We start from the raw sequence: 15,022 nt of genomic DNA, 5'->3' as shown, positions 1-15,022 counted from the left end.
TGTTTGAGGAAGTCAATGAAGCCTATACCTCCCAAACTTGTTCGTGCTGTGGTGAGATCACCGCAAGTAGTCCGAAAGGTAGGACAGGTCTTGGAATAAGAGAATGGGAGTGCGCGAGCTGTGGTACAGCTCACGACAGAGATAAAAACTCAGCTCTAAACATTCTTGCGCTTGGGCATAAGCGTCTAGCAGTAGGAATCCCCGTCCTTTAGGGCGGGGAGGATGTCAAGCATGGCCCCACTTTTATGGCTAATCCATTGGTCTGTGCTGTAGCATTGAGAAGCACGCAACTGTTACTTGAACAAGATTGACAAGCTAATATTCAGCGTATCCAACGTATTTTAAATCACCAATTAAATAGAGTTACTTTTTTAAATATTGTTAAAGATATACGTGTGTTGGGTGCGATTGGTGTGATTGGATTATATAGCAATGTGGATTTGGCCCAATTTCAAGCTGAATGCGTTAAACGTGGGATTTGGGTTCGTCCCTTTGGCAAGCTCGTATATGTGATGCCGCCTTATATTATAACCAATGCACAATTGGAAAAATTGCTACAACATCTTATTGAAATGTTGCAAGCCATGGAGGGGCGTGCATGAACCATCTTGACTATTTTCAAGAGCAACTCGATAAGCTCAAACAACAAGGTCAATACCGACAGTTCAAAGCGAATACTTCCAGTGATTTCATTTTAAAGCATCAAGGTCAATCTTTGATTAATTTGGCTTCTAATGATTATTTAGGGTTAGCCTCTAGCGTCCAATTAAGAGAAGAGTTTTTTAATCAGCTCCCGAATGAACAACGTTGCATGAGTGCCAGTTCATCACGCTTACTAACAGGCAACTACAGTGAGTTTGAACAACTTGAAGCAGAAATGCTAGCTGCTTTTGGTCGACCAGCTCTATTATTTAATAGCGGCTATCACATGAATATTGGAATTTTACCAGCATTAAGTGATGCTAAAACATTGATTTTGGCAGATAAGTTGGTACATGCAAGTATTATTGACGGGATCCGTTTATCAAAGGCTAAATATTTGCGCTTTCGACATAATGATTTGATTCATCTAGAAACATTGCTGGATCAATATCAAGATGATAGAGCAATAGAACGCATTATTGTAGTCACAGAATCAATTTTTAGTATGGATGGTGACGAGGTAGATTTGAGTGCCCTAGTTGCTCTTAAATCGAATCATCCTAAAGTTCTACTCTATGTGGATGAGGCTCACGCTATTGGAGTGCGTGGTCGTCATGGTTTAGGATGTGCTGAACAATATGGTGTTTTAAATCAAATCGATTTTTTGGTCGGGACTTTTGGCAAGGCGCTCGCTTCAATGGGCGGTTATATTGTATGTCATGACACTATTCGTAATTACTTAATCAATTTTATGCGACCACTGATTTTTAGTACGGCACAGCCTCCAATCAGTGCTGCCTGGACAAAATTCGTCTTTAAACGCATGCAATCTCTCTCGGCACAGCGAACACATTTAGCCGATTTATCTGATTATGCAAGGCAGCGTGTACGCATTCTTGGTCTTAATTGCGCCTCAACATCACATATTATTCCAGTTATTTTAGGCGAAGCCCAAAGGGCAAATGCAGCTGCAGAAATGTTATATAAACAGGGCTATCATGTCTTACCCGTACGTCCCCCAACCGTTCCTCAACATACTGCGCGGTTACGTATGTGTATGAACCAAAAATTACAGCATGAGCAATTAGTTAATTTGTTTAAGCATCTACAGGGATGGTTATGATTGATATATCTCAGGTAGCCAAATGCTTTGCGCAGGCACAAAAGAGCTATAACCCACATGCGATTGCTCAATTACAAGTCGCACAGCATTTAGATGATTTAATCCAAATTCATACACCTATTAAAAAATTACACAATGTCTTGGAGATTGGGTGTGGTTCGGGTTTTTTTAGCCAATTAATGTTGAAGTATGCTCAACTTCAACAAATCTATTTGAATGATCTTTATGTTGAAGTACAGCAACATTTTGCACAAGATCCACGCTTTCAATGGTATATAGGGGATATTGAACAGCTTGACTTACCACAGTCCTTAGATGGCGTTTTTTCTTGCTCAGCCTTACAGTGGATCAAGGACTTTGAAAAATTGTGTAGACGTATACATTCTGCTTTATGTACAGGTGGGTATTTTTGTTTTGCCAGTTATGGTGAACAGAATCTAAAAGAAATAAAGGCGCTTACTGGACAAGGACTCAGTTATCAAACATATGATCAAATCTTAGATAACTTAGAAAAGATTGGTTTTGAAGTAGAATATCAAGAACAACAGTTAATTGAATTGCATTTTGAGCATCCACATGCAGTTTTAAAGCACATCAAAGCTACCGGTGTTCACGCAACAGCTCAAGGTTTTCGATGGACTAAAAGCTCTTTAAATCAATTTTATAAAAATTATCAAATGTTTATAGATCAGAACACGGGTCAATATATATTGACCTATCACCCTGTGTGGTTTGTTGTAAGGAAAAAATGATGAGCGCAGATATTTATTTTGTAAGTGGCATTGATACAAATATTGGCAAGTCATTTGCAACAGGCTATTTGGCTAGACAATGGAATGAACAAGGGTTTAATACCATTACCCAAAAATTAATTCAAACAGGAAATAAAGAAACCTCAGAAGATATTTTATGTCACCGTCATATTATGGGCTGTGGGATATTAAAAGAAGACCATGAAAAACTCACGATGCCAGAGATTTTTAGTTACCCCGCATCGCCGCATTTAGCCACTAAACTTGATGGGCGAGAAATCAACTTTAAAAAAATTCAGGATGCGACCCAGCGCCTAATCACTGAGTATGATCGCGTCTTGGTTGAAGGCGCTGGTGGCTTAATGGTACCGCTTACTGAAGATCTGCTTATGATTGATTATGTCAAACAGCAGAATTACCCTGTGATTTTAGTTACCTCGGGTCGATTAGGTAGTATTAACCATACTTTATTGAGTCTATCTATCCTTGCGCAGTATGAAATTCCCTTGCACGCGCTTGCCTTTAATCACAAAGATAATGCGAAAGATGAGGTGATTTCTAAGGATACTATTCGCTATCTCAAAGTTTCTCTGAATAATCATTTTCCTGAAGCACAATGGTTAGATATCCCAGTATTTGAGCTTAGCCACACGGAGTTTAATGAAAATTCTGACCTTATCTAAAAAGAAGTGATTCTGAGCTCTAAACACTTATATCTAAACGTTAGAATGGTTAGAGCCCATTTTTGAATTGTTTGGGTGAATCTATGGCAAAGCACATATTCCAATGCCCATGACGGTCATTCAACAGCTCATACATGCTGATGAATAAAAATAATTTATCATATTTATTCATAATACTTATAGGTTGCGTAGTATAATGAGCAGGTTTTTAGTAGACCTATTCTTAATTCGTGGCTTATGGATACTTTTTCAGCATTACTCAATAAAAAGCAATTTACACTATTAATTGAATGTCTGACCCACCTTCAGCCACAGCCTATACTCAGCTCACTTGCAGGCTACCCATGTGTAATGACCTTAGCAGATCGTGTGCATAGTGATGATGATCCTGAACCCTTACAACGTGCCTTGGACTATCCTAAACAGGTTGAAAAGATTTTACATTTTTCAGGTAAGGGACGAGACATTCAAGATTTAGAGCAATTTTTAGCACAAGCCAATACGCAGGGATTACATAATCTACTCTTACTAACAGGGGATCGACTTAAACAGCATTGTTTTGAGCCACAGCAGCGTACCCGTTATTTAGAGTCCGTGAATGCAGTCATGGCGGCGAAAGCCAAAGCGAACTTTTGTATTGGTGTTGCGTTTAATCCATTTAAATATCGAGCAGCTGAAAAAGATGCTCAATATTTTAAGTTGCATAAAAAGTTAAAAGCGGGTGCTGATTATATTGTCACGCAACTGGGTTATGACTTGGATCAGCTTAAAGCGCTTAAAAATTTCCTAAAACAACACCATTATACGCATCCTATTTTTGCTTGTATCATGCCGCTGACATTGGGTCGCGCGAAGTTTATGCGTAGAACTAAAGTGCCAGGTATTGTGATTACTGATCATATGCTGCACGTGCTTGAACAAGAAAAACAACAAGGTTTAACCGAACACGCAGATCGCCGTGCAGCCTTACAAATTGTGATTTGTCAACATTTAGGCTTTGCTGGTGTGCATTTATCTAGTTGTCATGATCTGGCGGCTCAACAACGCTTGGCTGAATATATTCAAGCATATCAAGGCTTGGATTTACAGGCCTGTGAGCTCCTTTGGCAGCAACTATGGCAGTTAAAGCGCGGAGATGAATTTATCCCGTCCTATATGTTTGCTGAGAATAAAGTCACTAAAAAAGATAAAATCAAGTATCAACAGTTGCAGCTCATGCATGATGCTGTATTTACATCTAGTTTGGGGAAAGGTGTTGGCCGCCTGTTATTTAAAGCCCCACTTTGGAAAAATAAACTTGCAGATCGTGCTTTAATTCAAACTGAACATCTCAGTAAGCATGCTGTTGTGGGCTGTGAAAGTTGTGGTCAATGCCGCTTAGGAGAAACCTTATATATTTGCCCTGAAACCTGTCCAAAAGGTCTAGCCAATGGTCCTTGCGGTGGCACAGAGGGAGATCGCTGTGAGTTTGGAGATCGTGAATGTATTCATTCTATGAAAGCACGTTTAGCCAAAGCAGTTGAGCAAACTCAGGTGTTAACTCAAGTCTTGATTCCAACAGTACCACTTGAAGTGCGCGGTAGTAGCTCTTGGAAAAACTGGTATTTAAAATAAGCCCGTATATACGGGCTTATAGAAATATATTTTAAGCTGTTGCAGCAATATCGACTGAGGCAAAGCCTGCGTTGAGCGTCGTGAGCGCAGCTTTAAACTGTTCATCAGGGATGGTCAGTGGATAAAGGAAACGAATGACGTTGGCACGTTTACCACAAGACAAAATCAGTAAACCATTGTCCATGGCATAGCGTTGAATCTGTGTAACTTGAGCGGCATTTTCAAGTTCAACAGCCACCATAGAACCTAGACCGCGAATATCTTGAATAAAAGAGAATTGCTCTTTGAGTTCTTCTAAGTTCTCAATTAATTGGGCACCAAGTTTGTTGGCACGTTCACACAGTTTTTCTTCAATGATCACATCAATCACAGCATGGGCTGCTGCAACAGCCAAAGGATTACCTGCATAGGTTCCACCTAGGCCGCCAGGTTGAGGAGCATCCATAATTTCTTGACGACCAACAACGGCTGAAATCGGGAAACCACCCCCTAAACTTTTGGCCATCGTCATTAAATCAGCTTGTACATCTTGATGATAATTCATGGCAAACACCTGCCCAGTACGGGCAAAACCGGTTTGCACTTCATCTGCAATGAGCAAGATCCCATGTTGGTCACACAGTGCGCGTAAACGACGCAAGAATTCCTGCGGTGCAACATGAAAGCCACCTTCTCCTTGTACGGGTTCAACGACAATAGCCGCTACTCCTTCAGGCGCAATATCAGTGCTAAAGATGTCTTCAATACTTGCAATGGCATCATCTACACTAATATTGTTTAAGGCATTTGGATATTTAGCATGAAAAACGCCTGCTGGCATCGCCCCAAAATCGCGTTTGTAAGGTGCAACTTTACCTGTCATAGCCATGGTCATAAAACTACGTCCATGGAAAGCTCCAGAAAAAGTAATAATACCATTGCGACCTGTGGCAGCACGGGCAATTTTGACAGCATTTTCCACTGCTTCTGCACCAGTGGTAAATAAAGCTGCTTTTGCAGGTGCTTTAATCGGTGCCAATTCAATCAAACGTTCTAACAGTTGAATGTAGCTGGCATAAGGTGTGACCTGAAATGAGGTATGGGTAAAGCGATCAAGCTGTGTTTGTACCGCTGCAATCACTTTGGGATGTCGATGGCCTGTATTGAGAACAGCAATACCCCCTGCAAAATCAGTATAAGTTTTGCCCGTTGTGCTCCAAATTGTGGCATTTTCAGCACGATCAACGTACCAATCACACAGCACACCAATCCCCCGAGCTAAAGTCTGGGCTTGTTTTTCTTGAGTTTGTTGTTGATTTTGCATTTTTTATTGTCCTGTATCGCGTGAGTTGATGTGCTTAATGTCACTGAATTGCTCAAGATGATCGAGTACCAATTTTAATATTAAATAAGGAGCCAATTGGGTGCATGCAACATATACATGTGGTCTGTATCTTGCTTAGTAGGTCGATGTATGTCTAGGATAAGAGCCACTGTGACATGATGTCGCAGCGATAAATGGATCTTATCGAGCAGGATTAGGAAGATGATGGTAAAGCACACCTTATTGGCGGATTATATTCAGCAAAAACTGCCGGAGCAGTACAGTGGCGCACTGTATCAACGTTTATTTCAGTGTTTAGCTGAGGCCATCCGTGAAGGAATTATGGCACCTAATAGTAAGTTACCTGCTTCACGTGACTTGGCCTTAGAGCTTAATATCTCACGTAATACCGTTTTAAATGCTTACCAGCAATTAGAGGCACAAGGGTATATACAAGGTTTTACAGGACGCGGTACATGGGTAAGTGCACAAATTCCCGATGACTACTTGAATGCTAAAGCAAAATGGGTAAAAAAGTCGCCCGCACCAGCACAGGTAAATCATGGACTATCTCAAAGGGCTCAACAATTTATAGCCAATGTTAATCATCGTCCAATTCAATGGGGGGCCTTTGTCCCAGGTGTACCTGATGTTACCGAGTTCCCACATCGCTTATTTAATAAAATACAAGCACGTATTGGGCAAATGCCAGATACGGCGAGCTTGATTTATAGTCATCACGGCGGCAATGAAGAGTTAAAGCACAGCTTATGTGAGTATTTACGTGTTGCTCGATCGGTACGTTGTGAGGCTGAGCAAATCATTATTACCGAAGGTACTCATCAATCCATTGATTTACTCTCCCGTGCTTTATGTGATGTAGGTGATCCGGTATGGATTGAAGACCCAGGCTATTGGGTAATCCGTAATATTTTGACCATGAATGGACTAGAAGTTCATGCTCAACCTGTAGATGAACAGGGTATATCTCCTCAAACAGATGCACCCATACCTAAACTTATTTTTGTGACGCCCTCACATCAATATCCTCTAGGAGCGCATTTAAGCTTAACGAGAAGGCGTGAGCTATTGGATTTAGCAAGGCAACAACAGGCATTTATTGTCGAAGATGATTATGACAGTGAGTTCCGTTTTACAGGTCAACCTTTTCCATCGTTACAGGGGTTAGAGGAAGATGCTCCTGTAATTTACCTCGGGACCTTTAGTAAAACCATCTATCCTGGTCTACGGGTGAGTTATATGGTGGTACCTAAGCATTTAGCACCGCATTTAAAGCTCATGCTGGATGAACTGCATCGTTCTGGTCATCAATTAACCCAACGTGCTTTAGCAAAATTTATAGATGCAGGGCATTATGTGGCACATATTCGACGTATGCGCGTGCTATATAGCAAACGTCGACAATACTTAATCGAGTTGATCGAGCGCTACCTAGGCGCACACATGATCCATCCTTTTAGTCTAGACGCAGGATTACATCTGGTGCTGCAATTGCCACCATATTTTGATGATCAAAAAATTGCTGAACAAGCCTATCAAGCTGGGATTAAAGTCAAAGCCTTGTCACTGTATTACAGTCCGCAGCACCCTGCACCTGAACGTGGTTTGCTGCTGGGTTTTGCCAGTGTGCCGGAACCAGAAATGCTCAAAGCTTTTTACACTCTAAGACAATGCTTAGCCCAATACAGCAGTAGTAATGCGAGTTAAAGCCACCTTATTTTAATGCAGCAATGAATTGGTACCTATAAAAGCTTTAAGAATGGTACTCGTGCCTGTGCAAAAAACAAGACAAATTGCCAATAACACGACAAAACAGGACTGGGTATTCCGCGCAATATAGATATGGGATCTGCATAAACCCAAACGCCAATAATAAAAATCTCAAACTTAAATCCATAACGTTGAGATGCACAATAAGGAATTCAAATGACGATGCAAACGGAAAATAATAACGGGCTTAGTCAAGCATTAAAAACGCGGCATTTGACCATGATGTCAATTGCCGGTGTCATTGGCGCAGCCCTATTTGTAGGTTCGGGTGGTATTATTGCTAAAGCTGGACCAGCTGCGATCTTAGCGTACTTAGCGGGTGGAGCTTTGGTTGTATTCATCATGCGTATGCTAGGGGAGATGGCTGCTGCAGCACCGAGTACCGGTTCATTTTCTACCTATGCAGAGCGTGCCATCGGACGCTGGGCGGGTTTTACCATTGGTTGGTTATACTGGTGGTTTTGGGTGCTACTCATGGCATGGGAAGCATATATCGCTGGCCTTATTCTGCACGAATGGTTTCCTACAATCAGTGTCAATATGTTTACGCTCATTATGACTGTACTACTGTGTAGTATTAACTTCATGCAAGTTAAAAAATATGGTGAGGTTGAGTTTTGGTTTGCACTGATTAAAGTGGTCGCGATTTCTGCTTTTATTATTGTAGGCATTGCTGCAGTGATGAACTTTTGGCAAGGTGGTGCTGCAACAGCAGGGTTAAGTAATTTAACCGCACATGGCGGTTTTATGCCTAACGGTATGGGACCAGTCCTCATTGCTTTACTTGGGGTCATGTTTTCCTTTCTAGGTGCTGAAATCGTTACAATTGCCGCTTCTGAATCTAAAAACCCTGTACAAGAAACACGCCGTGCGATTAAGTCTGTCGTGTGGCGGATTTGCCTGTTTTATATTGGCTCAATCTTTTTAATTGTCTGTTTAGTCCCTTGGAATGATCCATTGCTGGGTCAAGCAGGTTATGGCAGTTACCGTCGTACGCTCGAGCTTTTGGGCATTCCTGGCGTACAGTGGGTGATGAACTTTGTGGTCTTAACTTCTGTGAGCAGTTGTTTTGTTTCAGGCCATTACACTGCATCGCGTATGCTTTACTCACTTGCACAGCGTGGTGATGCACCTAAACTATTTAAACATACTCAAACTAAAGGAACGCCTGTCTTTGCAGTGCTGGCATCATGTGCAATCGCATTAGGGTTGGCTGTATTAAACTTCTTTGAATCATTACGACCAAAGGATATTTTGGACCTCTTAATGAATACCACAGGAATGATTGCGCTATTGGTGTATCTGGTGATTGCAGTATCTCAATTGCGCTTACGCCATCAAATGCAACAACAAGGGCTAAAACCTGAAATTAAGATGTGGCTTTTCCCTGGCTTAACCTATGCAGTTATTATTTTTATTAGTGCATGCTTGATAGCTATGGCATTTATTCCTGAATATCAAGTGTTAGTGGTCTCAACCGGTATGGCTGCATTAGTCCTTATGGCGATTGGTATTTACTTACAATATCAACAAAAACGAAAAATGGCAGCCATACGCGCACCACTTAAACCTATTCGACGTAGCTGAACCAAAGAGAGTTTGTGCAAGGATTGTAAATAAATATTACCTTTAGCTGTGGAATTCAGTTATAACAAAAGAATGAAAAACAAACGCATAGTGTACTTTTGATCATTAAAATACTCATAAGTGCACTAAGATGAATCAGTAAAAGAATCAAACAATAGGATGAAAAATCAAGTATGTATCCAAATACGCAACTTTATATTAATGGTCAGTGGCAAGATGCTCAAGCAGGTGAGACTTTAGCGGTTTTAAATCCAGCTACAGAACAGGAAATTGGCCGTGTTGCGAAAGCCAAAACGGCAGATTTAGATCTTGCGTTAGACGCGGCTGAACAAGGTTTTCAAGTATGGAAAGAAACAGCAGCAGCAGATCGTGCCAAGATCATGAAAAAAGCGGCGATTTTGTTACGCGAACGTGCCAATGATATTGCCAAAATCATGACCTTAGAGCAAGGTAAGCCAATCAAACAAGCTAAAATTGAAACGCTAAGTGCCGCAGATGTCATTGATTGGTTTGCGGGCGAGGCAGTACGCAGTTATGGTCAACTGATTCCAGCACGTCAACATGATGTACATTCTTATACGGTAAAAACACCAGTGGGTGTAGTGGCTGCCTTTACGCCGTGGAATTTCCCGATTAACCAAATCGTACGTAAAATGTCAGCAGCTTTGGCGGCAGGGTGCTCGATTATTATCAAGGGGCCTGAAGAGACGCCTGCTTCACCTGCTCAGTTGATTCAAGCCTTCCATGATGCAGGGCTACCAAAAGGTGTAGTGAGCTTGGTGTATGGTGAGCCTGCGGAGATTTCAGAATATCTTATTCCACATCCAGTTGTGCGTAAAATTTCATTTACAGGCTCTACACCTGTGGGTAAACAATTGGCAGCACTTGCAGGGCAACATATGAAGAAAGCCACCATGGAATTAGGGGGGCATGCCCCAGTCTTGATTTTTAAAGATGCTGATTTAGATGTTGCCGTCAAAGAAATGCTCGCGTCTAAATTCCGTAACGCAGGACAGGTATGTATTGCGCCAACACGTTTTTTAATTGAACGTGAAGTTTATGATGAAGTGGTCGAGAAAATTAAAGTCCAAGTACAAGCCTTAAAAGTTGGAAATGGTTTAGAAGAGGGCGTTGACATGGGTCCAATGATCCATTCGCGTGGTTATGCCAATATCCAAAAATTAATTAAGAATGCGGTAGAGAGTGGTGCCCAACTGGTCTGTGGCGGAGAGGCTTTAGTCTGTGATGGTTATTTTATGCAGCCTACAGTACTTAAAGATGTACCTTTAGAGGCAGAATGTATGCATAAGGAACCTTTTGGCCCATTAATCTTATGTTGCCCATTTGACACCTATGAAGAGGCAGTAAAAGAAGCCAATCGTTTAGAGTTTGGTTTAGCTGCTTATGCCTATAGCCGCAGTAATAAAACCTGTTTAGATCTAGGACGTGATATTCAAAGCGGTATGCTCACCATCAATCATGTGGGTTTAGGCTTACCTGAATTACCGTTTGGTGGTTTGAAAGATTCTGGTTATGGGACAGAGGGTGGCAGCGAAGCAATCAATGCTTATTTTGACACACGTTTGGTGACTGTTGCAGCACGCTAAGATATTCCAAGAAGATGCCACATGGCATCTTCTTTTATCCTTTGGAGCGTAAAACCTCGCAGTTCAGCACAAGGAGATAAGTGATTGGCGCATATCATGCGATAAAAATTGTCACTTTAAATACTCCCTAATAATTGAGCTCAAGGAAAAATCCTAAAGTTAGCCTATGAAAACCCTTTAATTGCGTATAAAAGACAAACATGGGTTGAGTATCCACTCATCAACTAACTCGCATCAGAGGTAAAGTTTGTCTGGGATGATGTGAATTTTAAACACCTCAAAATAAATAATGAATTTCTTTGAGCCCATCAGGTTGCTCAATATATGAAAGACCCATCGAAAGAATGCAATTTGCATGGTCAAATGATTCAGGCTGTGACAGCACAACTCATTATCAGAAGAAAATAATACAAAAAAGTAAAGCTGAAATGGTGTGTCAGCAATAATAAATCAGCAAGATATTCATTAATTGGATACTCTTCAAGATGTCGCTATGAAGTATGCTAATGGATATGTTCATTATGCTAAGGATTAATTCAAATTTTGGGACAGCTACGATTTGAGTACCTACTGCGTTAAAACAGGCTCATTTGTTGAAGATGTAAGAGGTCGTTGGTATGTATCTTATGGTTGCTTTGCCCAAGCAAGAAAAGCCAACATTTGTGAGATCACTGCCAGCAGTCTGAAAAATAGAGCTGATTTACGAATCAGAGTATTGGAATGTAAAAACTGTTTAAGTCCCCATGATCGTAACTTAAACAGTTTTAAGAACATACTTGTGCTTGTGCTTGTGCTTGTGCTTGTGCATAAGCATTTAGCTGTATGAATATCTATCCTTTAAGTCGCAGAGAAGTGAAGTTGAATACAGGGTGGTTTGGGAAAGATATAAATGATTTTTTGTATAAATTTTGCTCTTATTTTGATATAAAATGATCTATATAATTAATAATAGAGATGAAAAATATGAGAAGAATATTAGTACTCACACCTTTAATTTTTTCCATAATGGCTTGTTCTTCATTACAACCAACACAGACATTGCAGTCACAGGGACAACTTTATTTTAATGGTGATATTGTTACGATGGTTGGAGATCAACCGCAGTATGCTCAGTCAGTTTTAGTACAAAACGGAAAAATTGCTTTTGTTGGGAATTTAGCTGATGCGAAAGAAATCGCCCCGCAGAGTCAACCAATTGATTTAAATGGAAAAACATTACTGCCCGGTTTTGTTGATGCTCATGGTCATGCGTATAATGCTGGGTTTCAAGCGCTTGCAGCTAATTTACTGGCACCTCCTGATGGAAATGTGAAAAATATTGATTCTTTAATTCAAAATCTGAACCAATGGAAAACTGAAAACAAGAATATTATTGGAAAATATAAGTGGATTATTGGATTCGGATATGATGATGCTCAATTGAAAGAACAGCGTCATCCAACGGCTGACGATCTAGATAAAGTTTCTAAAGACGATCCTGTGCTGGTTATTCACCAATCTGGGCATCTTGGCGCGATGAATCATAAAGCCATGGATGTTGGCAGGATATAATGCAAATACTAAAGATCCTGCTGGTGGTGTGATTCGTCGCTTAAAAGATTCTAAAGAACCAAATGGTGTCTTAGAAGAAATGGCACTTTTCCAGCCATTATTTTCAATAATGGGTAAATTTGATCAAGATGCAAATGAGAAAATTGCACTAGCGGGTATTAACTCATATCTTCGCTTTGGATTTACAACCTTACAGGAAGGACGTGCAACCAAAGAAGCGTGTGAAACTTGGAAAAGTTTAGGCGAACAAAAAAAACTGACAGTTGATGTTGCATGTTATCCGGATATTCAGGCTCAGTTACCGTACATGCAATTAGTAGGTGTGCAAAAAAACTATACTAATCACTTTCGTGTGGCGGGTATAAAACTCTCTCTTGACGGCTCACCACAAGGGCGGACTGCGTGGTTAACCAAGCCATATGCTCATCCACCAGAGGGTCAACCCAAAAATTATGTTGGGTATCCAGCTATTCCTGATGAGAAAAATGTCGCACAACTCATAGAGACAGCTTATAAAAACAACTGGCAAATTCTAGCGCATACCAATGGAGATGCAGCTCTAGATGAATATTTACATGCTATAGATCAGGCTGAACAAAAGTATGGTCATAAAGATCGTAGAAGTGTCGCAATTCATGCTCAAACAGCACGTTATGATCAACTTGATAAAATGAAGGAATTGAAGGTTATTCCTTCATTTTTTGCTATGCATACATATTATTGGGGAGACTGGCATAGAGATGTGACGTTAGGTAAAGAACGAGCATATAGAATCTCTCCCGGACAGACCGCTTTAAATAAAGGCATGATTTTTACGCAGCATCATGATGCTCCTGTTGCTTTGCCTAATAGCCTTATGGTTTTGCATGCAACTGTGAATCGGATTAGTCGTTCAGGTGATGTGATTGGACCAAATGAACGGGTGAGTCCTTATAACGCTTTACGTTCACTCACAAGTTGGGCCGCATATCAGTATTTTGAGGAAAACTCTAAGGGTAAGCTAGAAAAGGGGAAATTCGCTGATCTGGTTATTTTAGATAAGAACCCTTTAAAAGTTGATCCTAAAAAAATTAAAGATATACAAGTGTTAGAGACCATCAAAGAAGGTTATGTAGTTTATAAAAAGTAGATAATAACTGTAGTGGTCAACAAATATTGGACACAGTTTTAAGTTCATTTTCAGCCTGACAAGGACTGATACCATCGTTAAATCGATGAGGTCGTATCTGATTGTAGTATTCCATCAGATACAGACCAACATCTAGCTTCGCTTCTTCAATTGAGCTGTATCCCAATTTGGGAATCCACTCAGTCTTGAGACTTCTAAAAAGCCTTTCTGTTGGGGCATTGTCCCAACAGTTTCCTTTACGACTCATACTTTGTTGCATGGCGTAGCACGCCAACCTATGCCGAACTAAAAGGCTTTTATATTGGCTGCCTTGATCAGAATGGAAGATCACGCCACTCGGTTTACCTCGCCGATGCCATGCTTCATCTAATGCCTTAATGACTAAATGTTGGTCTGCTTGGGACGACATAGACCAACCAATCACTCGACGAGCATACAGATCAAGAACAACTGCAAGATAAGCCCATGTTTTACCTGTCCAAATATAGGTAATGTCACTGCTCCACACATGATTAGGCTGAACAGGTTTAAATTGCCTGTTTAATATATTTGGAACAGCAGGGACTTCAGCTACGTTGCTTTGATATTTGTACTTCTTACGTTGTTTGGAAACAAGACCTGATTCACGCATTAACTTACGTACCAGATAGCGTCCAATCTTAATGCCCTGATTCAACAACATAAATCGAATTCCCCGACTACCAAGAGAGTGACGACTTTGCTTAAATAGACTTTTAATCATCACTTTAAGCTTGATACGATCTGGATGAGGAGTTTTACTTGTTGAACGGTAATGGTAATAGCTTGAACGCAGTACACCAAAGGCACGACAGATTAATTTAACAGAGCTTAGCTTTCTTAATTGATCAATCAACGCATATGTTTGAATTCGTCTGACATTAAGAGAGCTGTAGCCTTTTTTAGGATCATCTTCTCCTGCTCGAGTTGATGGATACGAGCTTTAAGTTGTTGTATTTCCCTTTGCTCAGCTGTTAGAGCAGGCATTGTTGGAGATTGTCCTGTTCGTTCAAATTGAAGTTGATCAACCCAACGTTTTAATGCTGTCTGCCCAACATCTAAAGCACGACAGGCCTGTAAAATTGAATAGCCTTGATCAAGTACAAGGCTTGCTGCTTCTAATTTGAATTCTGGAGTAAATGTTCGTCTTGTTCTCATTGAGCACCTCTTTGGTGAATACATTATCACCTAAATTGGTGTCCAACTTTATTAAACCACTACA

Annotated in this window: 10 protein-coding genes and 3 pseudogenes; 11 read left to right on the top strand and 2 right to left on the bottom strand. The window is 40.6% G+C overall.

Annotated elements, in window-relative coordinates:
* From AC5YCD_RS15175 to AC5YCD_RS15150, 6 genes and pseudogenes are all read left to right on the top strand, one after another.
* A partial coding sequence (locus AC5YCD_RS15175; RefSeq protein ID WP_496130825.1) for a zinc ribbon domain-containing protein occupies nucleotides 1–212 on the top strand: 212 nt, incomplete at its 5' end.
* Nucleotides 213–230: 18 nt separating this feature from the next.
* Nucleotides 231–602: pseudogene (locus AC5YCD_RS15170) on the top strand (aminotransferase class III-fold pyridoxal phosphate-dependent enzyme); the annotation flags it as partial.
* Nucleotides 599–1,765 carry an aminotransferase class I/II-fold pyridoxal phosphate-dependent enzyme gene (locus AC5YCD_RS15165; protein WP_496130824.1) on the top strand — a complete coding sequence of 389 codons (1,167 nt, stop codon included), beginning with the start codon at nucleotides 599–601 and terminating at the stop codon, nucleotides 1,763–1,765. The pseudogene AC5YCD_RS15170 and the gene AC5YCD_RS15165, both read left to right, overlap by 4 nt.
* Nucleotides 1,762–2,517: a methyltransferase domain-containing protein gene (locus AC5YCD_RS15160; RefSeq protein WP_496130823.1), complete on the top strand. Its 756-nt coding sequence runs from the start codon at nucleotides 1,762–1,764 to the stop codon at nucleotides 2,515–2,517. The genes AC5YCD_RS15165 and AC5YCD_RS15160 overlap by 4 nt, the downstream gene beginning before the upstream one ends.
* On the top strand, nucleotides 2,517–3,200 hold the full coding sequence (gene bioD / locus AC5YCD_RS15155; protein WP_496130822.1) for a dethiobiotin synthase: 684 nt from the start codon (nucleotides 2,517–2,519) through the stop codon (nucleotides 3,198–3,200). Before AC5YCD_RS15160 ends, bioD begins: the two co-directional genes overlap by 1 nt.
* 237 nt (nucleotides 3,201–3,437) lie before the next feature.
* On the top strand, nucleotides 3,438–4,814 hold the full coding sequence (locus AC5YCD_RS15150; RefSeq protein WP_496130821.1) for a methylenetetrahydrofolate reductase C-terminal domain-containing protein: 1,377 nt from the start codon (nucleotides 3,438–3,440) through the stop codon (nucleotides 4,812–4,814).
* A 31-nt stretch (nucleotides 4,815–4,845) separates the two neighbouring features.
* On the opposite strand, the gene gabT is transcribed toward AC5YCD_RS15150, so the two are convergent.
* The gene (gabT, locus tag AC5YCD_RS15145) at nucleotides 4,846–6,117 is read right to left on the bottom strand and encodes a 4-aminobutyrate--2-oxoglutarate transaminase (RefSeq protein WP_496130820.1); all 1,272 of its coding nucleotides are present in this window, start codon (nucleotides 6,115–6,117) and stop codon (nucleotides 4,846–4,848) included.
* A 222-nt stretch (nucleotides 6,118–6,339) separates the two neighbouring features.
* Here gabT and pdxR point away from each other — a divergent pair, with 222 nt between their 5' ends.
* From pdxR to AC5YCD_RS15120, 5 genes and pseudogenes are all read left to right on the top strand, one after another.
* Nucleotides 6,340–7,845 carry a MocR-like pyridoxine biosynthesis transcription factor PdxR gene (gene pdxR, locus AC5YCD_RS15140; RefSeq protein ID WP_496130819.1) on the top strand — a complete coding sequence of 502 codons (1,506 nt, stop codon included), beginning with the start codon at nucleotides 6,340–6,342 and terminating at the stop codon, nucleotides 7,843–7,845.
* Between the two features lie 219 nt (nucleotides 7,846–8,064).
* Nucleotides 8,065–9,495 carry an amino acid permease gene (locus tag AC5YCD_RS15135; protein ID WP_496130818.1) on the top strand — a complete coding sequence of 477 codons (1,431 nt, stop codon included), beginning with the start codon at nucleotides 8,065–8,067 and terminating at the stop codon, nucleotides 9,493–9,495.
* Nucleotides 9,496–9,668: 173 nt separating this feature from the next.
* Nucleotides 9,669–11,102: an NAD-dependent succinate-semialdehyde dehydrogenase gene (locus AC5YCD_RS15130; RefSeq protein ID WP_496130817.1), complete on the top strand. Its 1,434-nt coding sequence runs from the start codon at nucleotides 9,669–9,671 to the stop codon at nucleotides 11,100–11,102.
* 228 nt (nucleotides 11,103–11,330) lie between these two features.
* Nucleotides 11,331–11,761: pseudogene (locus AC5YCD_RS15125) on the top strand (RNA-guided endonuclease TnpB family protein); the annotation flags it as partial.
* A 289-nt stretch (nucleotides 11,762–12,050) separates the two neighbouring features.
* Nucleotides 12,051–13,782, top strand: a pseudogene (locus AC5YCD_RS15120) (amidohydrolase).
* 16 nt (nucleotides 13,783–13,798) lie between these two features.
* Here the strand turns inward: AC5YCD_RS15120 and AC5YCD_RS15115 are convergent.
* Nucleotides 13,799–14,982 (bottom strand): IS3 family transposase gene (locus tag AC5YCD_RS15115; RefSeq protein WP_496129453.1). Its coding sequence is split into 2 segments (ribosomal slippage): nucleotides 13,799–14,706 and nucleotides 14,706–14,982, totalling 1,185 coding nucleotides; the frame shifts between segments, so codons are not numbered across the junction.
* Nucleotides 14,983–15,022 lie beyond the last annotated feature (40 nt).

The sequence above is a fragment of the Acinetobacter sp. CY05 genome (assembly GCF_059515805.1).
Note: the sequence above shows the minus strand (reverse complement) of the source record. Positions and strands in the feature narration are given on the sequence as shown.